The 22,809-nt window shown below is 62.4% G+C and carries 17 protein-coding genes; 5 read left to right on the top strand and 12 right to left on the bottom strand.

Annotation, left to right across the window (positions count from 1 at the left end):
- The first annotated feature begins 182 nt into the window (after positions 1 to 182).
- Complete coding sequence (locus tag DXD39_RS01925) at positions 183 to 1,181, top strand: hypothetical protein (protein ID WP_117757090.1); 999 nt, start codon at positions 183 to 185, stop codon at positions 1,179 to 1,181.
- Positions 1,182 to 1,896: 715 nt separating this feature from the next.
- On the opposite strand, the gene xdh is transcribed toward DXD39_RS01925, so the two are convergent.
- The 5 genes from xdh to DXD39_RS01900 form a co-directional block, all read right to left on the bottom strand.
- Positions 1,897 to 4,674: a selenium-dependent xanthine dehydrogenase gene (gene xdh, locus DXD39_RS01920; RefSeq protein ID WP_117802960.1), complete on the bottom strand. Its 2,778-nt coding sequence runs from the start codon at positions 4,672 to 4,674 to the stop codon at positions 1,897 to 1,899.
- 12 nt (positions 4,675 to 4,686) lie between these two features.
- On the bottom strand, positions 4,687 to 5,166 hold the full coding sequence (locus tag DXD39_RS01915; RefSeq protein WP_117802959.1) for a 4Fe-4S binding protein: 480 nt from the start codon (positions 5,164 to 5,166) through the stop codon (positions 4,687 to 4,689).
- An 11-nt stretch (positions 5,167 to 5,177) separates the two neighbouring features.
- Positions 5,178 to 8,177, bottom strand: coding sequence for a putative selenate reductase subunit YgfK (gene ygfK / locus DXD39_RS01910; RefSeq protein ID WP_117802958.1), 3,000 nt, complete (start codon positions 8,175 to 8,177; stop codon positions 5,178 to 5,180).
- A 148-nt stretch (positions 8,178 to 8,325) separates the two neighbouring features.
- Positions 8,326 to 9,681, bottom strand: coding sequence for a putative aminohydrolase SsnA (ssnA, locus tag DXD39_RS01905; protein ID WP_117802957.1), 1,356 nt, complete (start codon positions 9,679 to 9,681; stop codon positions 8,326 to 8,328).
- A 195-nt stretch (positions 9,682 to 9,876) separates the two neighbouring features.
- Positions 9,877 to 11,271 (bottom strand): uracil-xanthine permease family protein, encoded by a 1,395-nt coding sequence (locus DXD39_RS01900; protein WP_055252519.1) that lies wholly within the window; start codon positions 11,269 to 11,271, stop codon positions 9,877 to 9,879.
- Between the two features lie 352 nt (positions 11,272 to 11,623).
- Between DXD39_RS01900 and DXD39_RS01895 the strand changes: the two genes are divergently transcribed.
- Positions 11,624 to 12,280, top strand: coding sequence for a transcriptional regulator (locus DXD39_RS01895; protein ID WP_233541077.1), 657 nt, complete (start codon positions 11,624 to 11,626; stop codon positions 12,278 to 12,280).
- 112 nt (positions 12,281 to 12,392) lie between these two features.
- On the opposite strand, the gene DXD39_RS01890 is transcribed toward DXD39_RS01895, so the two are convergent.
- Positions 12,393 to 12,770, bottom strand: a complete 378-nt coding sequence (locus DXD39_RS01890) for a RidA family protein (RefSeq protein WP_117802956.1) — start codon at positions 12,768 to 12,770, stop codon at positions 12,393 to 12,395.
- Between the two features lie 298 nt (positions 12,771 to 13,068).
- Here DXD39_RS01890 and DXD39_RS01885 point away from each other — a divergent pair, with 298 nt between their 5' ends.
- Positions 13,069 to 15,564 (top strand): U32 family peptidase, encoded by a 2,496-nt coding sequence (locus tag DXD39_RS01885; RefSeq protein WP_117802955.1) that lies wholly within the window; start codon positions 13,069 to 13,071, stop codon positions 15,562 to 15,564.
- Between the two features lie 15 nt (positions 15,565 to 15,579).
- A complete protein-coding gene (locus DXD39_RS01880) occupies positions 15,580 to 16,239 on the top strand; it encodes an RluA family pseudouridine synthase (RefSeq protein ID WP_233541076.1) in 660 nt (219 codons plus the stop codon).
- Between the two features lie 395 nt (positions 16,240 to 16,634).
- Here the strand turns inward: DXD39_RS01880 and DXD39_RS01875 are convergent, their stop codons facing one another.
- Together DXD39_RS01875 and DXD39_RS01870 are read right to left on the bottom strand one after the other, a co-directional pair.
- Positions 16,635 to 17,381, bottom strand: a complete 747-nt coding sequence (locus DXD39_RS01875; protein WP_117802953.1) for a DeoR/GlpR family DNA-binding transcription regulator — start codon at positions 17,379 to 17,381, stop codon at positions 16,635 to 16,637.
- Between the two features lie 3 nt (positions 17,382 to 17,384).
- Positions 17,385 to 18,464 (bottom strand): Gfo/Idh/MocA family protein, encoded by a 1,080-nt coding sequence (locus DXD39_RS01870; RefSeq protein WP_117802952.1) that lies wholly within the window; start codon positions 18,462 to 18,464, stop codon positions 17,385 to 17,387.
- Between the two features lie 626 nt (positions 18,465 to 19,090).
- On the opposite strand from DXD39_RS01870, the gene DXD39_RS01865 reads away from it, so the two are divergent.
- Positions 19,091 to 19,333 carry a hypothetical protein gene (locus tag DXD39_RS01865; protein WP_117839653.1) on the top strand — a complete coding sequence of 81 codons (243 nt, stop codon included), beginning with the start codon at positions 19,091 to 19,093 and terminating at the stop codon, positions 19,331 to 19,333.
- 115 nt (positions 19,334 to 19,448) lie between these two features.
- On the opposite strand, the gene DXD39_RS01860 is transcribed toward DXD39_RS01865, so the two are convergent.
- The 4 genes from DXD39_RS01860 to DXD39_RS01845 form a co-directional block, all read right to left on the bottom strand.
- A complete protein-coding gene (locus DXD39_RS01860; RefSeq protein ID WP_197032763.1) occupies positions 19,449 to 20,333 on the bottom strand; it encodes an ROK family protein in 885 nt (294 codons plus the stop codon).
- Positions 20,334 to 20,412: 79 nt separating this feature from the next.
- On the bottom strand, positions 20,413 to 21,537 hold the full coding sequence (locus DXD39_RS01855) for a glycoside hydrolase family 172 protein (protein ID WP_172676343.1): 1,125 nt from the start codon (positions 21,535 to 21,537) through the stop codon (positions 20,413 to 20,415).
- A gap of 12 nt (positions 21,538 to 21,549) precedes the next feature.
- On the bottom strand, positions 21,550 to 21,948 hold the full coding sequence (locus DXD39_RS01850; RefSeq protein WP_117629220.1) for a PTS sugar transporter subunit IIA: 399 nt from the start codon (positions 21,946 to 21,948) through the stop codon (positions 21,550 to 21,552).
- A 26-nt stretch (positions 21,949 to 21,974) separates the two neighbouring features.
- The gene (locus DXD39_RS01845; protein WP_117563754.1) at positions 21,975 to 22,808 is read right to left on the bottom strand and encodes a PTS system mannose/fructose/sorbose family transporter subunit IID; all 834 of its coding nucleotides are present in this window, start codon (positions 22,806 to 22,808) and stop codon (positions 21,975 to 21,977) included.
- Between the last annotated feature and the right edge of the window lies 1 nt (position 22,809).

Genomic DNA, 22,809 nt, shown 5'->3' with positions numbered 1-22,809 from the left:
ACCAAGGTTTCATATCTAGCTACCGTTCACGGTCGCCGATTACCGCCCACCGATTCAAACAAGAAATATGTCGCCAAAAGCAGGTCATCTACCTGCATGGTTAGATTTTGGTCAGCTTTTGGTCAGCTGAGCGGCAAGTTCCAGCTGATACGTTTTTGCTACCCAAAAGGAGGCGGTAGCTCATGACCCATTGCAATGACCAGCTCATCGACCAACTGCTCACTCAAGCCGAACAAGAGGGGCGCTGTCTGATTCCCCCGAGCTCGGCGATCCGAAAAGCGCTCCTTCGGCGCACCGGCGGCACGGTTGTCTCGCCCATGCCGGGGTTGTTTGCGCGAAAAACGCGCTGGAATGAACTCAACCGAGCGCAACGCCATTGCGAAATCCTCCGCGCCCTTGCGATCATCCACCCCGATTGGACGTTCTGCTCGTTTTCGGCCGCCTGTCTGCTGGGGCTCGAGGTCTCGTGGCGACACCTGAATGTCGTGCATGTCTGCAGCGCCACCAAGCCGTCGGCTCGCCCGGGCGCGCATATTCAGCGGCATCAGATCGAGCCGGTCGGAGCAATCCGCCTGTCCGGCATATCGGTAACGCCGCCCATTCAAACGGTGACGGATTGTCTGTTGCAGACCGGTTTTGCCGACGGCATGCCCATTGCCGATTCGGCGATCTCAAAGCTCGGCCTTGCGCCGGAACAGCTGATGGAGGCCGTTGAGCAACGAGCGACTGCCCGCAATGGTCGCGCGATTCGCACCGCCCTCACAACGCTTCGATATGCCGACGCCCGCGCCGAGAGCGGCGGGGAATCGGTCGCCCGAGCCGTCATGATCGAGACCGGCTTTGCACCCGACCAACTTCAATACGAGCTGACGGATCCCTTCGATTCGACCGAAAGCATGCGAACGGATTTTGCCTGGGAGCGTCAAGCCAGGGAGCTCACGCTGGGCGAACTCGATGGGCTCATCAAATATACCGACCAGACCATGCTGGCCGGACGCACCACCGCCGAGGCGCTCGTTGCCGAACGACAGCGTGAGGCGCATCTATCGCTTTACGGTCATCCCTTGCTGCGCTTTACCATGAACGAAGTCCGTTCGGCAGGCATGTTCGCGAAAAAGCTGCAGACGGCAGGCATCCGGCAGACCGCGCTGCCGACATGGCTCAACGATATTGAGCTGTAGGGGCTACCGAGCTTATGCCCGCCTGCCTACCAAACCGGGACACGCTTTCCGGTTGGCAGCACCCGCGGAAACCATGTCCCAGACTGAGTGCTCAAAACGGGACGCGCTTTCCAGATGGCATGCCTAGCGGAAAGCGTATCCCGGAATCAAGGCCTAGAACGGGACACGCTTTCCGGTTGAACGCCCAGCGGAAATTACATCCCGGAATAGACGCTCAAACTGGGATACATTTTCCGCTGAGGGCCGATCCGGAAACCGTGTCCCACTCCGAGCGTCAATTCTGGGATGAACTTTCCGCCAGAGGGTTCAGCCGGAAACGGCATCCCACTCTGAAGCAAAATTCTGGGACGCAGTTTCCGGTTGAGGGCTGTTCCGGAAAGTGTGTCCCATTCCAGGCGCGGATTCCGGGACGCACTTTCCGTTTGAAGCTCCAACCGGAAAGCGCGTCCCACTCTGGAGCCGAATTCCGGGACACGCTTTCCGCCAGAGGCTCTACCGGAAAGCGCATCCCATTCTGAGCATCGATTCCGGGTCGCAGTTTCCGCCTGAGAGCCGATCCAGAAACTGCATCCCATTCTGAGCGCCAATTCCGGGTCGCAGTTTCCGCTCCAAACAAAAGGCTCCGGCTCGCGATGGAGCCGGAGCCAAAGGCACAGCTTATGCAGTTGATGTTGAGCGCGAACGGCCCGTCAGCAATGACCGTCCGCGCCCTACCCTACCCGCGGTTGCGGACGCGGCTGTAGGGCGTATCCACCATGGGCAGATTTGGACGCAGCTTGCCGTCAAATGCGCGATAGGCGTTCTGTACGGCGGGCGCCGTGGGGATCGTTGCGATCTCGCCGATGCCCTTGCCGCCATATGCCACGGGCAGCAGCTCGTCCTTCTCCACGTAGATGGCGTGGATATCCGGAATCTCGGGCGCACGGAACAGTCCGAGCGTGCCGTACCTTGCCTGGGGTACGCAGTCCTTGAGCGGCCAGTCCTCGGTCAGCGCATAGCCCATACCCATGAGCACGCCGCCTTCGATCTGACCCTGGATGGAGATGGGGTTGACCACCTTGCCGGAATCGTGTGCGGCATAGACCTCGCTCACGCGACCGTCATCATCCAGAATGACCACATGTGTGGCAAAACCGTAGCAGATGTGGCTCTTGGGGTTGGGAACATCGGCGCCCAGCTTGTCGGTCGGCTCCAGATACACGTAGCCAAACTCGCATCCCTCGAGCGCCTTGATGGTGGCCGCAGGGTCCTGAGGATGCATACCCTGGCCGGCGACGAGTTCCTGTGTGCGCAGCTGGTAGGCGCGACCGTCGTCATACTCGATCTTGACGCCGTCGCCGTGCGCACTCACGGGAGCATCGGGTGCAGGCTTGCCGGCCTCGATGCCAACCATAGCATCGCGCAGCAGGAAGGCGGCGCCGCGCACGGCCTCGCCGGTCACGACCGTTTGACGCGAGCCAGACGTGGTGCCGGAGTCGGGAGCGTTCTCGGTGGAGCACTCGCCGTTGGCGATGCAGCTCAGCGGCAGACCGCAGGCCTCGGCAACGTCCTGCAAAAAGACCGTGTTGCAGCCCTGGCCGATGTCGGACGTGGCGGCGTAGACCACGGCGCGGCCATCCTCGACGCGAATCTTGCAGCGGCCGGCATCGGGTAGACCCACGCCCACGCCGGCGTTCTTCATGGCGCAGGCAATGCCGGCGTGGCCGGGATGCGCGTAGTAGGCATCCTTGACCTCGAGCAGCGTCTCCTTAAGCGCCGTGGAGCAGTCGGCAATCTGACCGTTGGGCAGAACCTCGCCCGGCTCGATGGCGTTTCGGTAGCGAATCTCCCACGGATCCAGGCCAACCTTCTCTGCCAGCAGGTCGATCAGGCTCTCGAGCGCAAACTCGGACTGGCAAACGCCAAAGCCTCGGTACGCGCCGGCGGGCGGGTTGTTGGTGTAGTAGCCAAAGCCGCGAATGTCGGTGTTCTGGTACTTGTAGGGGCCGACGGCATGCGTACAGGCGCGCTCGAGCACCGGGCCGCACAGCGACGCGTAGGCGCCGGTGTCAAAGTTGATCTCGCAATCCAGGCCGGTAAAGTTGCCCTCGGCGTCGCAACCCAGCGTAAAGGTACCGTCCATGGCATGGCGCTTGGGATGGAAAGCGAGCGACTCGGCACGCGTGAGCTTGCACTTCACAGGACGCTGGAACTTATATGCGGCGAGCGCGGCCAGGTGCTGGACCGAAACGTCCTCCTTACCGCCAAAGCCGCCACCCACGAGCATGGTCTCGACGACCACACGCTCGGGTTCGCTATCCCAGCCAAACATGTGGGCGCACTCTTTGCGCGTATCGTAGGCACCCTGGTCGGTCGACTGCACCTTGACGCCGTTCTTGTACGGGAAGGCGACGGCGCACTCGGGCTCCAAGAAGGCATGCTCGGTAAAGGGCGTGGTAAAGCGCTGCGTCACGGTGAACGCGCTCTCTGCCAGCGCCTTGGCGGCGTCGCCGCGCGTCACGTGACGGCTCTGGCACACGTTGTCCTTGAGCTCCACCGTGTTGCCAAAGGCAAAGAAACTGTCGTGCAGGCGCGGGGCGTCGGCAGCCCTGGCCTCGACAATGTTACGCACGGGCTCCAGCGGCTCGTAATCGATCTTTACGAGCTTCTTGGCCTTCTCGAGCGTCGCCTCGTCCTCGGCAACCACCAGCACAATGGCATCGCCCACGCAGCGGGTGATATCGCCCTGGGCGATCATGACGTCCCAATCCTGGATAAGGTGGCCGACCTGGTTGACCGGCACATCCTCGGCGCGCAGGATGCCCACCACACCGGGCAGGGCCTCGGCCTTGGAGGTGTCGATGGAAAGCACACGGGCGCGCGGATACTTGGAGCGCACGGCGCTGGCATAGGTCAGGCCCGGCTGATCGAGCTCGTCGATGTCATCGGGGTACTTGCCCTCGCCGAGCACCTTCTTGCGCACGTCGATACGGAAGGCGCGCTTGCCCACGCCGTAGTCGTCGCCGCGCTCCAGGTCCTCGTCGATCTGCTTTTCGCCGCGGAGCACCGCAGCGGCCAGCGAAATGCCCTCAATAATCTTCTTGTAGCCGGTGCAGCGGCAGACGTTGCCGCGGATGGCGTACTTGATCTGCTCCTCGGTGGGCTCGGGGTCCTCGGCGATCAGCGCCGCGCCTGCCATGACCATACCGGGGATGCAAAAACCGCACTGCACGGCGCCCACGGCGCCAAAGGCGTACACAAAGGCCTCGCGCACGTCCTCGGGCAGGCCCTCGACAGTCACGATGTTGCGGCCGGCGGCAAGGGCGGTGGTCAGCACGCAGGCCTTGACGGCCGCACCGTCCACATGAATGGTGCAGGTGCCGCAAGCACCCTCGGAGCAGCCGTCCTTGGCGGAATGGATGTGCAGGTCGTCGCGCAGGTAGCGCAGCAGCGGTTTGTTTTGGGTCGTCGTGTGCTCGACGCCGTTAACGGTAAAAGTGAATTCCTGTGCCATGGTGATTCCCTTCTACACGCCGGCGGCGATGCCGGTGCGGTCGTGGATGGCGCCATGCGGGCAAACGACGGCGCACATGCCGCACGACAGGCAGTCCGCACCGTCGATGTGGGCACAGTTGTCCTCGATGCGGATAGCGCCGGCAGGGCATTTTTTGGCGCACATGCCGCAACCGATGCAGCTCGTGTCGCAGATCTTGCGGGCGATGGCGCCCTTGTCGGTGTTGTTGCAGCGCACCAGAATGTTCTGGTAGCCGGGAACAAAGGCAATCACGCGCTGCGGGCACGCCATGCCGCACAGGCCACAGCCCGTGCACTTTGAGCGGTCCACGCGGGCGATGCCATCGACCAGCGCAATGGCACCGTAGGGGCAGGCCGTGACGCAGGCGCCACAGCCAATGCAGCCTTCGCTGCAGCGGGCGTCGCCGCCTGCGGAGGCGCAACCGCTTCCGCAGGCAACGTAGGCCACGTTATGTTGAATGGATTTGGCCATAAGAGACTCGCCTATTTCTTAAGGAGGTACGGATAGTTGTCGCGCACAGCCCTGATGGTCAGGCGGACGGCCTCGGGCAGACCGGTGTTGACGGCATCGACCGAGACGGTGCGGACCGTGCCGGCGACGCGGACCTTAAAGTGGTCCTCGTCCACGGCCAGGAAGCCCTCGTTCTCGGAGTTCTCCATGTCCTGATCGCTCCAGAACAGGGTGAGCTTGTCCTTGTAGGGACGACCCTCCTGGTAGGGGCAGAACACGGCGCAGTTGCCGCACTCGTTGCACATGCCGTCGATGTGGACGACCTGATGCTTGGCCAGGCCCGGCACCTTAATTGCCACGTTGGCGCGGTTGGGGCACACATCGCAGCAGACCTCGCACACCGAGCCGCAGCCCAGGCAGCGGGTCTTGGTGCAGTTGCGCTTGTCACGGCATAGCGACCCCTTGCGCTCGTAGCAGGTGTCCTCGCGGCCGGCCTGCTCGTTGCAGTCGACGTACTTGTTAAAGTCCACGCCGGCAATGGCATGGGCGACCTCGGCGGCGTCGGCGATAGCCTCGACCACGGTGGCGGGACCGCGGCGACAGTCGCCCGCAGCCCAGACGCCCTCAACACCGGTGGAGGTGGCGGCAAGACGGCCGCGACGGTCGTGTTCGACGCCCGCGGCATCGTACAGGCTGGCATCGATGCCCTCGCCCACGGCGCAGATCACCGTGGTGGCGGGAAGCTCAACAGTCTCGCCCGTGGCGACGGGGCTGCGACGGCCGCTTGCATCCGGCTCGCCAAGCTCCATAACGTCGCAGGTCAGCACGGCGCCGTTAAGTGCCTTGGGCGCCAGCAGCTCGCAGAACTCAACGCCGTCGGCAAGGGCAAGATCGAGCTCTTCCTCGTCGGCGGGCATCTGCTTCTTGGTGCGGCGATACACCAGGCGCACGCTCTTCACGCCGGCCAGGCGCTTGGCCACGCGGGCGGCGTCCATGGCGGTGTTGCCGGCGCCAATGACCACGACGTCCTCGCCCAGCTCGAGCTTCTCGCCCTTCTTGGCTGCCTCGAGGAACTCCAGCACATCGAGCTCGGCGCCCTCGCCCAGGCCCGCAGAGCCGGGCATCCAGGCACCGGTGGCCACGACCACGTCGGTAAAGCCCTGGGCCTTGAGCTCGTCAATGGACTCCACGCGGGCGTTGAGCTGAACCTTGGCGCCAAAGGCCAGGCAGAGCTCGGCATCGTGGGAGATATCGTCGCTGGCGATACGGAACTCGGGGATCACGTGACGGACCACGCCGCCGAGCGAGTCGCGGGCCTCGAAGATGGTGACGGGCACGCCGGCGCGCGTCAGGAAGAACGCCGTCGCCAGACCGGCAGGGCCGCCGCCGATAACGGCAACATTGTGCTCGCCGTCGTTGGCGATGGCCTGGGCGCGCAGCTTGGGCAGCACGGCGGTCATTGCCTCGCGGGCGGCCTTGAGCTTGCTAGCGCGAATCTGAGCGCCCTCGGGCTCGTAGAATGCACGCTCGCAGGCACGGCCGCAGGGATGTGGGCAGATGGTGCCAGTAATGAACGGCAGGGCGTTGCGCTCGATGATGATGTTGAGTGCGTCCTCGTAGCGTCCCTCGTCAACAGCCGCCAGGTAGGCGGGAATATCCTGCTGGATGGGGCAGCTCGTACGGCAAGGCGTGGTAAAGCAGTCGGAAAGCGGGCTCTTGCCGGCGACCTTGCGGTCGGGCAGCGGGCGCAGCGGCTTCTTGTAGAGCGGGTTGGTGAGCGAGTCGGTCTGGATCGCGGTCACGGCCTCGAGAGAGACGCCCGTGAACGGCTTGCCATCCAGGTTGGCAAACTCGCCGGCCATCTGGCTAAAGCGCTCGTAGCCACCGGGCTTGAGTACGTCGGTCGCCAGGGTGACGGGCCAAATGCCGGCGTCATACAGGGCACGGATGTTGTAGACCGTGGCACCACCGGAGTAGCTGATGCGCAGCTTGCCATCGAACTGCTCGGTAATGCGGCGGGCAGCCTCGATGGTCAGCGAGAACAGCGAACGGCCCGACATGTACATCTCGGTGGAGGGCAGCTCGTTTCTCGTCACGTCGACGGGGAAGGTGTTGGTCAGCTTGACACCAAACTCAAGACCGCGCTCGGCGCACAGGGCGATCAGGCGCTCGAACATGGGCACGGCGTCGACCCACTGCAGATCCTCGCGGAAGTGCGTATCGTCGAAGACGATGTAGTCAAAGCCCAGCTCGTTGAGGCGCTGACGTGCAAACTCATAGCCCAGCAGCGTGGGGTTGCACTTGATGTAGGTGTTGAGGCCCTTCTCGGTGATGAGGTAAGCCGCGATGCGCTCAATCTCCGCCGGCGGGCAGCCATGCAGCGTGGACTCGGTGATGGAGTTGGAGACGCGCGCCGGGATGGACTCGACAAATGCGGCATCGACATGCTCAAACTTGTCCAGGTTGGCGAGCGCCCATGTGCGGCACTCGTTCCAAACGTCGGAGCCGCTGGCGTCCTTCATGCCCTCGATGTAGGCATCGACCTTGGGGCTCTTAATGCCCTCGAGGTCATAGCCCACGGACATGTTAAAGACAAAGCCGTCCGGGCTACCCAGACCGTACTCGCGAGCGATCAGGTGGCAGGCGAACCATGCCTTCACGTACTCGGCAAAGGCCTGCGGAACCTCGAGCTCGGTCGACCACTCGCAGTTGTAGCACTCGTCCTGTGCCACGATGCAGGGCTTGTTGACACACTTGGAGAGCTCCTCGCCGTCCATAACCTGAACGGTCTTGAGCTCAAAGAAGCGGGAGCCTGCCACGTAGGATGCCACGATGTTCTGGGCAAGCTGCGTGTTGGGACCGGCGGCCGGGCCAAACGGGGTCTCGATGCGCTCGTCAAAAATGGGAAGCGCGCCCTCCTGGTTGGTCGTGACCATCTTGCGCACGCCAAAGATGGCGTCCTGGGTCTTGTGCTCCTCGATGATCCAGTTCATCAGCTGCGAAAACGGGATCGGCCTCATGATGTCGCTCATAGTGAGCTCCTCTCTGTAACGCCCGGCGAGACCGCGCGGCGGGCGCAAATACGGTGTAGCGCTAGCACAGCGCCGGCGACCCCGCGGAGGTCGCCTATACGCGCGTCGGATGCGGCGAAACATCCGACGCGCGCGAATCTACTTGTAATTAGTAGGCGCGATCGTTGAGCGTGCTCCAGAGCTTCTTGGACTCAGCCATGGTCCACGCGTTGATCTTGTCCTCATCAATGCCAACGAACTCGCGATCCTTGTACAGGACGCGGCCGTTGATGATGGTGGTGCGGCAGTTTTTGCCCATCATGCCAAAGAGCATGTGGCCGTCGATGTTCTCCTCGCTCAGCGGCGTAAAGGGCTTGTAGTCCATGACGATGACGTCGGCGGCAGCGCCGGCCTCGAGTACACCGAGCTTGCGATCGAAGTACTTGCTGGCCATCTTGGCGTTGTTCTCGAACAGCATGGTCATGGCCTCGCACCAGCCCACGTTGGGCATAGCGGCGTTGTGGCGCTGAATGATCAGGAAGACCTTGAGACTCTCGAGCATATCGTGGGTGTAGGCGTCGGTGCCCATGCACACGGGGATGCCGCGGCGGAAGAACTCGAGCACGGGGGCGCAGCCCACGGCGTTGCCCATATTGGATTCGGGGTTGTTGACGAGCCAGGTGCCGGACTCCTTGACGATATCCATCTCGGCAGGCGTCACGTGGATGCAGTGGCCCAGCATGGTGTCGGGACCCAGCAGGTTGTGCTGCAGCAGGCGCTCGACGGGGCTGATGCCGCCGCGGTTGAGGCGGGAATCCCACACGTCGTTCATGCCCTCGCACACGTGGATGTGGAAGCCGGTCAGACCGTTGTTGGCCTCGGCCATCTTGTCCATGGTCTCGTCCGAAAGCGTAAAGGTGGCATGTCCGCCAAACATGGCGGCGATCATGTGGTTGTCGTTATCGCGACGCTCCTTGGCGGCCCACTGGGCAAATTCGGCGTTCTCGGCAATGGCCTGGTCGCATTTTTCCTGGCCGCGGCGATCGGAGACCTCGTAGCACAGGCACGAACGCATGCCCAGCTCCTGAGCTGCATCCTTAATGGTAAAGAGGCTTCCCGGGATCTCGCAGAAGCTCGCATGGTGATCGAAGATCGTGGTGACGCCATCGCGGATGGAGTCAAGAATCGTGGCATAGGCGCTGGCCTTGGTGCCGTCGAGCGTCAGGTTGTCGTCGATCTTCCACCACTGCTGCTCAAGATTCTCCAGGAAGTTGGTGGGGTTGCAGCCCTTAATGGCAAGGCCGCGGGCCAGACCCGAGTAGATGTGGGTGTGGCAATTGATGAGTCCGGGCATGATGAGGTTGCCCTGGGCGTCGACGTACTCGGCATCCGGGTACTTGGCCTTGAGCTCGCACTCGGGGCCCACTTCGACGATCGTATCTCCGTCAATGGCGACCGCACCGTTGGGAATGAACGGGGTCTGAGCGTTGCGAGTAAAGACGGAACCGTTAGCGACCAGAAGCATGAATGCTCCCTTCAACATCAGGGGCGGGGTTTGACACCTCTGACATGGCGGAGTGCGAAGCGCCGGCCTACACCGGAAACGGGCCCTCTCCCGTCAACGCTTCACCAAAGGGACAAACCCTTTGAAGTGCGGCTTGGCGCCGCATGACGTCGGCGGACGAGGCGATGCGCCCGCCGACGAATAGCACCGAATTGGCTACTTCTTGCTCTCGGGCAAGACCAGATCCACGGCAGCGTCCTTGGCAGCATCGATGTGCTGAGCCACGACCGGCGTCTGCGGAAGAATCAGGTTAAGGACGATGGCCATGATGGCGGTGGGGGTTACGGCATTGGAGCCGATGACGGTGGACACCCAGGCGGGCATACCCTCACCGGCAAGGCAACCGCTGGCCATCCAGATACCCAGGCCAAAGACGACGGAGGTACCGACGATGGTGGTAGTGCGCTGCGTGAGGCCCTCGCGGGTGAACATGCGCACGCCGTTCATGGTGATGGTGCCAAACACGCCCACGGTAGCACCGCCGATGACGGGCTGCGGGATAGCGGAAAGGACGGCAGAGAGCTGCGGGAACAGACCGGCGATGGCAAAGACGGCCGCAATGATCACAAAGACCCACTTGTTGACGACCTTGTTGGAGCAGATGATGCCCACGTTCTGGCCAAGGGCGCTGGTGGGAAGACCGCCCAGCAGGCCGCCGACCATAGAGGTGAGGCCCTGGGACACGATAGCGCCGGAGAGCTCGCGCTCGGTGGGCATACGGTCGATGGAGCCCAGGCAGGCGGCGGAGACGTCGCCGATAACCTGGATGGCAACCATGGGGAACACGACGGCGAGGGTGATGCAGACCTCGGGGTCAAACTCGAGCGCGTAGGGCATGAGCTTGGGAAGGGCGAAGACCTGAGCGGTGGCGACGCTGGAGAAGTCGATCATGCCAAAGGGGATCGAAACGATCATGCCAACGATCATGCCAAAGAACACGGATCCCAGCTTGAGCGTGCCCTTGCCAAAGTTGGCGAGCGCAAAGACCACGGCGAAGGTGATAAGAGCGACGCACCAGGCCTGCGGAGTGCCCCACAGCGGCGTACCCATACCGCCGGCCATGTACTTGACGGCCGTGGGATAGAGAGAGACGCCAATGGAGAAGATGACCGTACCGGTCACGACGGGCGGGAACAGCCACTTAATCTTGCTGTAGGCCAGACCAAAGAGGACCGCGACGGCACCGCCGACAATCTCGCCGCCCAGCAGCGCACCAAAGCTAAAGCCCGAGGCACCCATGGCCTGCAGGGCCGGCAGGAACGCGAACGAGACGCCCATGACGATGGGCAGGCCGCCGCCGATGCGGCGGAAGGGAGCGAAGGCCTGAAGGGCCGTGTCGATCGCCGAAAGAATGAGCGCAACCTGAATGATGTCGGTGCTCTGCTGGCTATTAAAGCCGTAGACGCCGGCCATGATGACCGCCGGGGTAATGATGCCGGCAAACGATGCCAGTACGTGCTGAAGGGCACACGGGATCATTTCCTTAACGGGCGGCATGCCTTCGCGAGTGAACAGGGCTTCAGTGCCGTTCGTAACCGTCTCCTGGGCCATTTGACCACCAATCCTCGAAGTAGTTGTTTTCGCATCTAACGCTCTATTGTGACGCAGTGCGGGGGTGAGGTTGTGCCTTCGTTGCATATCGTATTAAAGATTTTTCTCATTCTCAATAATAATTTTTTGTTATCAGACTGTTCTTGAGCTGGGATTATGCATTTCCGCAGGTCAGGAAAGTGTCTTGTCAAAATAACATCTAACTTTTCTTTTGGTCGACCGTTTACCGCCAAATTCCTACCGCTCGTCCGTATTACGCAATGTACCTGCGAATATGCGAGTCAATAGACACCGTGTTACCATGAGAAAAAATTGTTATGAACATTTCCGATTTCATCCCAAGGAGTTGCCCGTGAACGAGACCGTACGTCGCTTTTTGCCGATGGTCGATTTCCTTGAGCAGACACTCGGCAAAAACAGCGAAATCGTGCTGCACGATTTCTCGGATCCCGACCATGCCATCGTCGATATTCGCAACGGCATCGTAAGCGGCCGTAAGGTCGGCGGTCCCGCCACCGATCTGGCGCTCAAGATCATGCACGACCCCAAGTATCGCGACCTGCCGTTTATTACGGGCTACGAGGGGCGCGGTGCCGGTGGCAAGACACTGGAGTCCGCGACGTACTTTATCCGCGAGGATAACGAGATCGTCGGTATGCTCTGCGTCAACACCGACCTCTCGACCGTGCGCTCCATCAACGCCATGGCGCAGCAGCTCATGGCATGCTTCGACGCTGTGCCAAGGCAGGCGGAGCCCGCGTCTATCGAGGTTGAAAGTCTTTCGGAGTCTACACAGGAGCTCATCGACCGCAGTATTTCCGAGCTGCTCGAAAGCCGCGGGCAGGATGTCGCCTCGCTCGGGCAGGCCGATCGTGTGGACGTTATTCGCCACCTTAACGGCAACGGCGTTTTTATGCTCAAGGGCGCTGTTGCCTGCGCCGCGACCGCACTCGGCATCTCGGAGCCCAGCGTCTACCGCTACCTACAAAAAGTTCGCAAGGAAGGCTAACAAGCAAAATGGAGCGCGGCTCCATAAGCGATCCGTCACTTGACAAAAGACCCTGCAGCTCGCACGCGCTGCAGGGTCTTTTTGCATGTCATGTTTAGTTGTTGCCAACGCCTTAGAGGGCGGCGACGACCTCGATCTCGACCAGACCGCCAGCCGGAAGGGCAGCAACCTGGAAGGCGCTGCGCGCGGGGAACGGGGCCTCGAACTTGGAGGCGTAGATCTCGTTTACGGCAGCGAAGTCGGCAATGTCAGCCAGGTAGACTGTGGTCTTGACGACATCGGCAAAGGTGGCGCCGGCAGCGGTCAGCAGGGCCTCGACGTTAGCAAGGGACTGCTTGGCCTGGGCCGCGACGCCCTCGGGCATCTTGCCAGTTGCGGGATCGATGCCCAGCTGGCCGGACAGGAACACCATGTTGCCGGTCTGGATACCAGGGGAATACGGGCCGATGGCCGCGGGTGCGTTATCGGAAGACACGACGGTCTTGCTCATGTTTTTCTCCTTACAAGTAAAAGGGAACGGGAGCGCGGCGTTCACACCGGGAGGCACAGTTCGGTCTGAACACCGCGCTTGATTGGGATAGTAGGGGATGAGTTTGCCCGATGCAAGATAATTATCAGCTTTCGAGAATATTTTATCGCCCAACGGTTTCCCCAGACCGCTGAACGGTTCTCATGTGAAGCAGCCAGTCCAAGCTGCTGAAGACTTTATCCCGCTTAGAGCACGGGCATCGCCTGCCGCGACGGCACCACTATACTTTTAAGTATCTGAGCATTTTGAAAGGCAGGATATGACCGCAACCGCCAGTCGAACCACCAACCGCAGACCCGAGCTTTTGGCGCCCGCCGGAGGGCCCGAGCCCTTCGCCGCCGCACTCGCTGCCGGGGCAGACGCCATCTACTGCGGCATGGGCAGCTTCAACGCCCGCCGCAAGGCCACCAACTTTACCGACGAGGCCTTTGAGCAAGCCTGCCGCGCCGCGCATCTAGCCGGGTCGCGCGTCTACGTCACGGTCAACATCGTCATCAAGCAGTCTGAGATGAGCGATGCGCTGCAACTCATCCATCGCTGCTCCACGCTGGGCGCCGACGCCTTTATCATCCAAGACTGGGGCCTGTTCTTTGAGGTCAAGCGCACGATGTCCGGCATCGAGACACACATCTCGACCCAGGCGAACATCCATGACGACCGCGGAACCATCTGGTGCCGCGAGCAGGGTGCCGACCGCGTGACCCTCTCGCGCGAGCTCTCCATTGACGAGATCGCCACCATCCACGACGCCGCGCCCGATGTCGACCTCGAGGTCTTTAGCCACGGTGCCATCTGCTTTTGCTACTCGGGCCTGTGCCTGCTTTCGAGCTTTGCCATGGCGGGCCGCTCGGCCAACCGCGGCATGTGCGCCCAGCCCTGCCGCCTGCCCTACGAGCTGATCGACGAGAACGGCCGCGCGCTCTCCCCTGCCGGTCGCGAGCGCGCGCTGTGCCCGCGCGACACCAACACTTCGCAGCTTGTTCGCCGTCTGTATGACGCCGGCGCCGCATCGCTCAAGCTCGAGGGCCGCATGAAGGCTCCCGATTACGTGTATTCCATCGTCGACGTGTATCGTCATCAGATTGACGATATGCTGGCCGATGTTTCGACCTCTAAGGATGAGGATGCCGCCCGCCAGCGCCAGCTCAAGCGCTGCTTTAACCGCGACTTTACGCACGCCTATCAGGACGGCACCTCGGGCGACGAGATGATGAGCTATGAGCGTTCCAACAACCGCGGACAGATCGTGGGCACGGTGCTGGGCAGCCGCCCGGCCAACCGCGATGTGCGCGGCCTCAAGCCCGACGACCGCCGTCGCCGCGCCGCCATCGCCCGCATTGAGCTGTTTGAGCCCGTGGGCAAGGGCGACCTGCTGGAGCTTCGCCACGATAACGAGTTTGACCAGTTCCTGACCACCATTGCCGCCGATGATGCCGCTGCCGGCGATGTTATCGAGTGTCGCGTGCCCCGTAGCATGCCCGAGGGCTGCCGCGTCCGCGTGATTCGCAGCCAGCGTGCCATCGACGCCGCCGGCGCCGCGCTCAAGCGCGATGTGCTGCGCCGCCGCGCTGTTGATGTGTCCGTCGTGGCGCGCCTGGGCAAGCCGTTTACTGTCACACTCACCTGCTGTGACGACCCCGCGCTCACCGCCACCGCCACGGGCTTCACCGTCGAAGCCGCCAAGACCCGTGCGGTCGAGGCGTCCGATCTGGTTGAGCACGTCGGCCGCATGGGTTCCTCTCCCTTTGAGGCTGCGAGCTTTGAGGTGGCGCTCGATGAGGGCTGTGGCATGGGTTTCTCCGCCGTACATAAGGTGCGCGCCGCCGCTTGCAAGGCGCTGGAAGAGGCCATTCTGGCGCCGTACGCGGAGCGCGCAAAAACGCTCGAGCTGCCGGCGATTGTCACCAGTGATTCCCGCCCCGCGCCCGAGCACTACCGCGACGAGCCGCAGATCTGCGCCACCGTCACCTCGCTCGAGGCCGCCGAGGCAGCGCGGGCGGAGGGTGCAACGCGCATCTACATGACCACCGACGCGCTCGATGCGGCCAAGCTCTCCCCCGCCGATACGTTTGAGCAGGGCATCGTACCCGTGCTCGATGAGATCTGCCGTGCCGTTGACCACGAGCGCGTCGATCCCTGGATCAATGCCGGAGCCACCGTCGCCGTCGGCAATATCTCCGAGCTCGCCGTAGCTTCGCAGGCCGGCGCCACGGCGGAGGTCCGCTCTTGTCTGCCCGTGCACAACACGCCCTGCATGGAGGCGCTTGCCGAGCGCGGAGCCGGTGCGTTTTGGCTCTCGCCCGAGATCACGCTCGACGAGATTGTCTCGCTCGGCGCCACCGCGCCCGCGGCTCTGGGCATCACCGTCTTTGGCCGCCCGCGCGTCATGACAAGCGAGCATTGCATTCTGCAGGTTGCCAACGGCTGCATCCACGATTGCGCCAATTGCCGCCTGCGTGCCCGCAAGCTCTCGCTCAAGAATATCGACGGAAAGGTCATGCCGGTGCGCACCGACATCCACGGCCGCTCTCGCTTGTACGACGCCTACCCCATCGACCTCACGCCGCAGGTCCCTCAGCTGCTCGATGCCGGCGTGCGTCGTCTCATGGTGGACGGAACGCTGCTCGAGACGGATGAGGTGGGCCGTGCCGTCGCCCGCGTCCGTCGTGCCGTCGAAGCAGCGTATGCCAGTCGCAAGCCCGCCGCCCGCCTACGCGGGGCGACCTCGGGCTGCATGTTTGTGGGAATTAGCTAACCGAAAGGCTTACACGTGAACGAAGAACCTCAAGTCCTCTACTGCGACGCCTGGCTCATGGCCATCGACAAGCCCGCCGGCATGATCGTCCACGGTGACGGCACCGGCGAGCGCACGCTCACCGACTACGCCAGCGACCTGCTGCTGGCGATGGGCGACGGCTTTGCCGCGACCGACATGCAGCCGCTCAACCGCCTGGACCGCGACACCACCGGCGTGGTGCTGTTCTCGCTCGACAAGCAGACGCAGCCCGCCTTTGACCAGATGATCATCGACCACGCCTTCGAAAAGCACTATCTGGCGCTGGCCGAGGGCAAGATCGACTGGAACGAGAAGCTCATCGACAAGCCCATCGCCCGCGACCGGCACGACAGCCGAAAGATGCGCGTCGGCGCCAGCGGCAAGCCGTCTCAAACGCGCGTGAAGGTGCTCAAGCGTCTTAAGAGCCGTCGTGGTCTGCCCACGCGCTCGTATATCGATGTCGAGTTACTCACCGGCCGCAAGCATCAGATTCGCGTGCATCTGGCGAGCGAGCGTCATCCCCTGGTAGGCGACGACCTTTACGGCACGCCACATCCCTGCGGCCTGATGCTCCACGCCCACAGCGTGTCCTTCACGCATCCCGTAACCGGCGAGCACATCCACATCGAAGCCCCGTGCCCCTGGGAGCCCTAAACCACCACAATGGGGACAGGCACCTTTGTGGTGGTTTTGCCGCGATGGCTCTGCCGGATTCCCAAACATCTCGATCTGTAACAGCTAAAGCCCATTTTGCGGTCCATCTGTTACAGATCGAGACATTCGAATCCCCTCAAGGGAATAATCTCAATCTGTAACAGTAACTCGGCAAAATCAGTCCCAGATGTTACAGATTGAGACAAAGGGACGGCGCGGTTCGTAAGTATCTCGATCTGTAACATCTAGCCTGCTTTTAACGGTCTGGTTGTTACAGATTTAGATAAACCGGTAGACAACAAAAGTGGCAGCGCCCGGGATGGTCGTTGCCGCTTTTCCATTGACCCACCACAAAGGTGCCTGTCCCCTTTGTGGTGGTTTTGGCCTTCCCGTCGCTAGACCGTGACGACGTTGTCCATTGTCCGGTACTTGGCGGGGACCTCGCCTGCGGTAATAATCGTTGCGTCGCGGAAGTCCGCAAACTTGACGGGCGCCACCATGCCAAATTTGCTGGCGTCCGAGATTACGAAGCGTTTGGCCGTATGACGCATCGAGATGCGCTTTACTTGGGCCTCCTCGATATCGGGCGCCGTGAAGCCCTGCTCGGCGGCGATGCCATTAGAGCCCCAAAAGCCACAGTTGAAGTTGTAGCGATCTAAGGTTGCCAAGGCATCGGGGCCAACGAGCGCCTCGGTCTCGGGTTTGAGCTCGCCGCCCAGCACCACGGTACGCATACCCCGCAAAGCAAGGCGCTGAGCATGGAGCACGGAATCGGTCACGTAGGTGACATCTTCAAGGTGGGGAAGATGCTCGATGAGCCTGAGCGTCGTCGAGCCCGAGTCGATGTATACAAAGCTCTCAGGCTCCACAAGCGCCGCCGCACGGGCGCAGATACGCTCCTTGTCATCGTTATGGAGGTCGCTGCGCTCATTAAGCGTTAGGTCGCGCGTCACGTGCGCGCGCTCCAGACTTGTCGCGCCTCCGTGCACCTTGGCGATACGGTGTGCTCGGTCGAGCGTCTGCAGGTCGCGCCGAATGGTAGACGCCGTCACGCCCAGGGCTTCGGCAAGCTCCGACACGGTAACCGAGCCGGTCTGCTGAACCATCGACACGATCGCGTTGAGCCTATCTTCCGCTAGCATCGCTTACTCCTCCTCGGGGTACACGACTCCCCAGTCGGCGCGTAGCTTGGTCATCAGCTCCATAACATCAGAAGCATAATCCAGCAGCTCACGCTTCGAATCATCGCCGGCAACGGCCCTCTCCAGGTCGGCCATCTCGTAGCACAGAGCGTATGCCTCGGTGCCAGCGTGGACCTCCTCACGGTGACCGTCTGCAGTCCACACGATGGTCGCGTGATCGGCACGCGGATAATCGTTGACCTCGATATAGCACTTGTCGAAGCTAATGACCGAGCGCTTGGGCTGCTTGGAGTGAAGCGTAAGGCTCACGACGCCCAGCTGCTGCTCGGCATTGCGGCAGACGATGCCGCCCGCAACATCGACGCCAGTCTCGCAGGTGTTGCCTAGAGACACGACCTCGGCGGGCTGGCTCGCCATAAACAGGCGCATGACGGACAGGGCATACACACCAATATCGAGCATGGCACCGCCGGCAAGGTTGCGATTGTAGAAACGGTTGGTCAGGTCGCCGTACTCCTTGTAGCTACCAAAGTTGAGCTGAGCGAGGTTCATGCGGCCGAACTCGCCGGCATCCATGCGGCGACGCAGCTCTTGATACAAGGGCATGTGGAGCACCGTGGTAGCGTCCATAAGGACCACGTTGTGCTCGGCGGCAATGGCACGGGCCTCATCGAGTTCAGCGGAATTGAGGGTAATGGCCTTCTCGCAGAGCACGTGCTTGCCGGCTGCCAGGGCAGCGCGCAGATAGGTGATATGAGTGTTGTGCGGGGTAGTGATGTAGACGGCGTCGATGCCAGGATCGGCGTAGAGGTCCTCAACCGTGTCGTAGACCTTCTCGATGCCATACTGCTCGGCAAAAGCCTGAGCCTTGGACAGCGTACGGTTGGCGACGCCCGCAAGCTTGCGACCGGCAAGAGCAAGGGACTGAGCCATCTGGTTGGCGATAACGCCGCAACCGATGACGGCCCAATGGAGCTCGGGAGCCGTAAAAATATCGTCGGGGAACGGCTTGTCCTGGACCGAAGCGAACGCTGCTTTGGCGGCTGCCGCGGCGTCGAGCGGAGCCTGCTTGGAATCTGCCATTATGTGCCTCCTGTGTCATAGAACGCCTTGCTTTCTGACAGCTCTATATTCGCACAAACACGCGCTTCTGTGCGCGTTTTTGCGTATCTAACCGCTAAACGGTCATTTTTATCCCGTAAACGGCGCATCTATACGCATATTCACGCAATCCCACGCACGCAAATACGCACAAATGCGAACCGGTCATTGCTCAGAGACAGGGGCTTATGCTTAGAACTCAAAAGACAGGATGATCCGCTTCGCCTCGTCGCTCATGGCGCGCTGCAGCTCTAAGGACCGTCCCAAACTGCCGACAGAAAAGGAACGTTCCAAACTGCAGACAGAAAAAGAACGTCCCCAGGCGCCGGCATTTCAAGAGCACTCATTTAAGTCTGTCCCCAATGAGTGGGAGTAATCAGAGACCCTTTGCGAGGGAGGCCGGACGTGGCCTTCCTCGTTTTTATTCATGGACTTTAGTCCGTGCCGCGCGGCACGCGCGGCATAGAAAGCCACCCGCTCAGCGGGTGGAGGCCAATTTCCGCTACGCGACAAAAACCTTCCCCCTAGCATGAGGATTGTTCAGGTCATCATACTAGGGGGAAGGTGATTGCTGTGGCCCAGAAAGCCAACAGCCTCGCGCACACGAAATGGCTGTGCAAGTACCGCATCGCACCGAGGTCAAGCTCATCGCCGCCATCGTCGAGAAGCACCCCGAGGTGCGCTTTGCCGCGAGCCGCACCTCGGCCCACGCCGACCTCTACGACCGCATGGAGCAGGCCCTGTGCGAGCGCGTGGCCAACGCGGTGGAGGTCGTCCGCTCCGACATCAGCCCCGCGCTTCTTGTCCACACCGGTCCAAACCTCGTGGGTGTGGCGGTCCAGGGACTCTAGTGGAGGCGGGGCGTCCTGCCCAAAAACAAATGCAAAAGACGAGCACTTCTTGCCGCTCAATTGGCAAGAAGCGCTCGTCTTTTCTTAACGCGTTGTATGGCGGAGAGAGCGCAAGTTACGCGAGCGCCCTTCTTGCCAGCTCGGCCGCGCCGAGGATTCCTTGGTCGCCGCCGCAGCCCGGGGCGCAGATGTAGCTCTCCATGTCCTTAAGCTCGGCGGTCTGGATGTAGCCACCCAGATATTCGAGGGTCTTCTTGCGGACGATGCCGTAGAGCTGCTCCTGGTGCATCACGCCGCCGCCGAGGACGATGCGGCGAGGCGAGTACATGAGCACGAGGTTCGCGCACATCTGCCCCAGATAATCCCCCTCGAGCGCCCACACCTCATCGTTGTCCGCGAGCTCGGCCGCGGGCTTTCCCCAGCGCGCGGCGATGGCGGGGCCGGAGGCGAGCCCCTCGAGACAGCTCGCGTGGCTCGGGCAGACGCAGCGTCCCTCCTCGGTGGGACGGGTCCTTACCAGCATGTGACCGGCCTCGGGGTGCAGCATGCCGTGAAGGAGTCTGCCCGCGCACATGACGCCCGCGCCCACGCCGGTGCCGATGGTCACGTAGACGGCGTCCTCGAGCCCCTTGCAGCAGCCGAAGACCACTTCGCCGAGGCAGGCAACGTTCACGTCCGTGTCGTAGGCCACCGGAATCCCGAGGGCGTCGGCGAACGCGGCGCGAAGACCATGGCCTCGCCACGCGAGCTTGGGCGTCTGGAGGATGGAGCCGTAGCGCTCGTCGTTGGGGTCGACGCAGGTCGGGCCGAAGGCGCCGATGCCCAACGCGTCCACATCGCGGGCGGTGAACCACTCGATCATCTGCGGGACGGTCTTGGCGGGCGTAAGCGTCGGGGTCTCCATACGGTCGAGGACCTCGCCGTCGCCGGACACCACGGCACAGACCATCTTGGTCCCGCCGGCTTCGAGGGCGCCGAGCCTCATTTGCTTTTCGCTCATGTGATCCTCCTTACAAAGGGACGCCCGCAGTCATGGTCAACCGCGGGCGCCCATAACGTTGGCTTGTTTCGAGGCGACCCTACCTGGGCACGCGGTCCTGCCTTGCGGCAAACGGGGCGAGCACGGCGTGCGGCTCGCTTTGGTACCAGTAGGCGACGGTGGAGATGTCGTCCTCGCGCTCGTAGAGCTTGATGTCATCGTTGCCGAGGTCCTGGAACGTCACGCGCAGGTCCTCCTTGAACGAGATCGGGTCGGGAAGGTGCCACCTGTAGAGGCCGTGCCTGGGCAGCGCGTCGTCGTTAGTCGCGAGCATCGGATTCGGGTTCGGCTTGCCCGCGCTGAAGCGATCGCGCGTGGCGTCGCGCGTCGAGCGGTACGGGTAGCCGGCGAACAGCGTGTTGAAGCACTGCGCCTCGGGCAGCGCGTGGGGCGGCCTGTCGAGGAAGGCCCAGGCACCGCCGAAGTAGTCCTCGGCTCCCGTCGAGGTGACCGTGGGGAACTCCTCGTCGCCGTCGAGGAAGAACTTCATCTCGCCCTCGCCCCACCAATAGCGCTCCAGGGCGCACAGGGCCATGTAGGTGCCGACGTAGTAGCCCTTGCCGCGCACGCCGTCGAGCACGGTGTAGTCGACGCCCCTGCGGGTGCTGCGCTCGCGGTTAAAGCGGGCGTGGAAGTACATGGCGTCGTCCGGCACGTCGGTGAGCGCGTAGTTGAACGTGTAGAAGATGTACTTAATGAACCCGGGGTGCTCGCTCGTAAGCGTGACCTTGGCGTGCTTCCTGAAGGGCATCTCGAAGTAGCAGTTCATGCCGCCCGTCGGGTTCACGCAGATGGGCATTGAGTTGACGATGGCGCGCTCACCGAAGCCGTTGCAGAAGAAGTCGCCGACAGGGCACTCGACCGAGGGGGTCTCCTCGTCGTCCCAGTAGAAGCGCAGCACGAGGTCGCGCATGACGAAGCTGCCGGCGGCGGTCTTGTCGGGGACGGTCATCCAGATGTGGCGGATGATGCCGGGGCCCTCGATGTCCGCGAGCGTGATGGTCTCGCCGGACTCAAGGGGCACGCAGCACGAGCCCTTGCGGCCGACGCCGAGGTGGCTGGCCGACATGGCGGCGCGGCCCTTCTCGCCCGTGATGTTCTCGGGGGTGATGGCGCGGCTTTCCTCACCGCCGTGCATCCACACGTCCTTAAGGAACTCTCTCATCGTTGACCTCCTCTATTCGTCGTCGTCGCACTCGGCAGAACTGACACCGTTCACGTAGATGATCTGCTGGCGCGCCTCGTTGACGAGGGCATCGAAGTCGAGTTTCTCGTCGGGGCGCGCGAGCGCGACCGTCATGGCGAGCGGGAGGTTGACACCCGCGATCACGTGGATCCGGTCGGAGGCGAAGCGGGAGAAGCGCTGGTTCACGCTACCGCCGAACGCGTCGGTAAGGACGACGACCTCGTCAGTGCCCGAAAGAGCCGCCTCGACCGCCGCGTCGAGCCCCTCGCCGTTGTCGTTCACATAGGCGCACACGGCGTTGACGGCGTCGCCCTTACCCGTAAGGAACTCGAGGGTGTCCTTGAAGCCCTGGGCGAGAAGGGAATGGCTCGCCACAACTATCTTTCTCATTGATTCACCAATCTCTTGGGTCGAAGCTAAGCGAGGATGCCGGCGGCGGAGGCGACCATCGCGAGGACAATCACCACGAGGATGAGGGCCGTCATGCTCGCGTTCTTCTTGGTAAGAAGGTAATACGCGCTTCCCGTGATGGCGGCGGGGATCATGGCAGGCAGGATCTTGTCGAGCAGCGGCTGAATCTCCATCGCGACGTCGCCGAAGCTGAAGCTAATCGGGCAGGTGACGCCGATGACCGAGGCGATGAGGCAGCCGACCACGGTGAGGCCGAGCACGGAGGCGGCGGCAGTGAGGTTGGGAAGCTTCTCGCTGAAGTCGGTGACGAGCTTCACGCCCTGCTTGTAGCCGAACTCGAGGGCGTGCATGCGGACCCAGAAGATGGCCAGGATGAGCGCGAACCAGATGCCGGCTCCCACGGGGTTGCCCTCGATGGCCATGTAGGCGGCGATGGAGCCCATGATGGTCGGGATCATGGTCATGAGCAGGGAGTCGCCGACGCCGGCGAGCGGTCCCATGGTGCCGATCTTCAGGTCTTGGACGGCGTCCGCCGCCGCTAGGCCGTCGCGCTCCTCCATGGCCACGCAGGCGCCAAGGATGATGGCGGCGAGCCAAGGCTGGGTGTTGTAGTAGCGGAAGTGGTTGTTGAGCGCTTGCTTATAGTCCTCGTCGTTCGTGTAGATCTTCCTCAGGACCGGCGAGAGGGCGTAGGCGACTGAGGCGCCCTGCTGGGTCTGGTAGTTGAAGGTGCACACGCTCATGAGCCAGCGCCAGTTCGCGTTGCGCAGGTCCTTCTTGGTGACCTTGTAGCCGGAGGGCTTGCCCTTGGCGACGGCGGTGATGTTCTCGTTTTCCATG

The sequence above is a fragment of the Collinsella sp. TM04-29 genome (genome assembly GCF_003466565.1).
Taxonomy (GTDB): domain Bacteria; phylum Actinomycetota; class Coriobacteriia; order Coriobacteriales; family Coriobacteriaceae; genus Collinsella.
The sequence above is the reverse complement of the archived record's forward strand: the minus strand, read 5'-3'. Positions and strand labels throughout refer to the sequence as shown.

What these genes read in the sequence shown, in the direction of transcription:
- DXD39_RS01925 (WP_117757090.1), top strand. Translation starts at nt 183, where the DNA reads ATGACCCATTGCAATGACCAGCTCATCGACCAACTGCTCACTCAAGCC.
- xdh (WP_117802960.1), bottom strand. Translation starts at nt 4,674, where the DNA reads ATGGCACAGGAATTCACTTTTACCGTTAACGGCGTCGAGCACACGACG.
- DXD39_RS01915 (WP_117802959.1), bottom strand. Translation starts at nt 5,166, where the DNA reads ATGGCCAAATCCATTCAACATAACGTGGCCTACGTTGCCTGCGGAAGC.
- ygfK (WP_117802958.1), bottom strand. Translation starts at nt 8,177, where the DNA reads ATGAGCGACATCATGAGGCCGATCCCGTTTTCGCAGCTGATGAACTGG.
- ssnA (WP_117802957.1), bottom strand. Translation starts at nt 9,681, where the DNA reads ATGCTTCTGGTCGCTAACGGTTCCGTCTTTACTCGCAACGCTCAGACC.
- DXD39_RS01900 (WP_055252519.1), bottom strand. Translation starts at nt 11,271, where the DNA reads ATGGCCCAGGAGACGGTTACGAACGGCACTGAAGCCCTGTTCACTCGC.
- DXD39_RS01890 (WP_117802956.1), bottom strand. Translation starts at nt 12,770, where the DNA reads ATGAGCAAGACCGTCGTGTCTTCCGATAACGCACCCGCGGCCATCGGC.
- DXD39_RS01885 (WP_117802955.1), top strand. Translation starts at nt 13,069, where the DNA reads ATGACCGCAACCGCCAGTCGAACCACCAACCGCAGACCCGAGCTTTTG.
- DXD39_RS01875 (WP_117802953.1), bottom strand. Translation starts at nt 17,381, where the DNA reads ATGCTAGCGGAAGATAGGCTCAACGCGATCGTGTCGATGGTTCAGCAG.
- DXD39_RS01870 (WP_117802952.1), bottom strand. Translation starts at nt 18,464, where the DNA reads ATGGCAGATTCCAAGCAGGCTCCGCTCGACGCCGCGGCAGCCGCCAAA.
- DXD39_RS01865 (WP_117839653.1), top strand. Translation starts at nt 19,091, where the DNA reads ATGGCTGTGCAAGTACCGCATCGCACCGAGGTCAAGCTCATCGCCGCC.
- DXD39_RS01860 (WP_197032763.1), bottom strand. Translation starts at nt 20,333, where the DNA reads ATGAGCGAAAAGCAAATGAGGCTCGGCGCCCTCGAAGCCGGCGGGACC.
- DXD39_RS01855 (WP_172676343.1), bottom strand. Translation starts at nt 21,537, where the DNA reads ATGAGAGAGTTCCTTAAGGACGTGTGGATGCACGGCGGTGAGGAAAGC.
- DXD39_RS01850 (WP_117629220.1), bottom strand. Translation starts at nt 21,948, where the DNA reads ATGAGAAAGATAGTTGTGGCGAGCCATTCCCTTCTCGCCCAGGGCTTC.
- DXD39_RS01845 (WP_117563754.1), bottom strand. Translation starts at nt 22,808, where the DNA reads ATGGAAAACGAGAACATCACCGCCGTCGCCAAGGGCAAGCCCTCCGGC.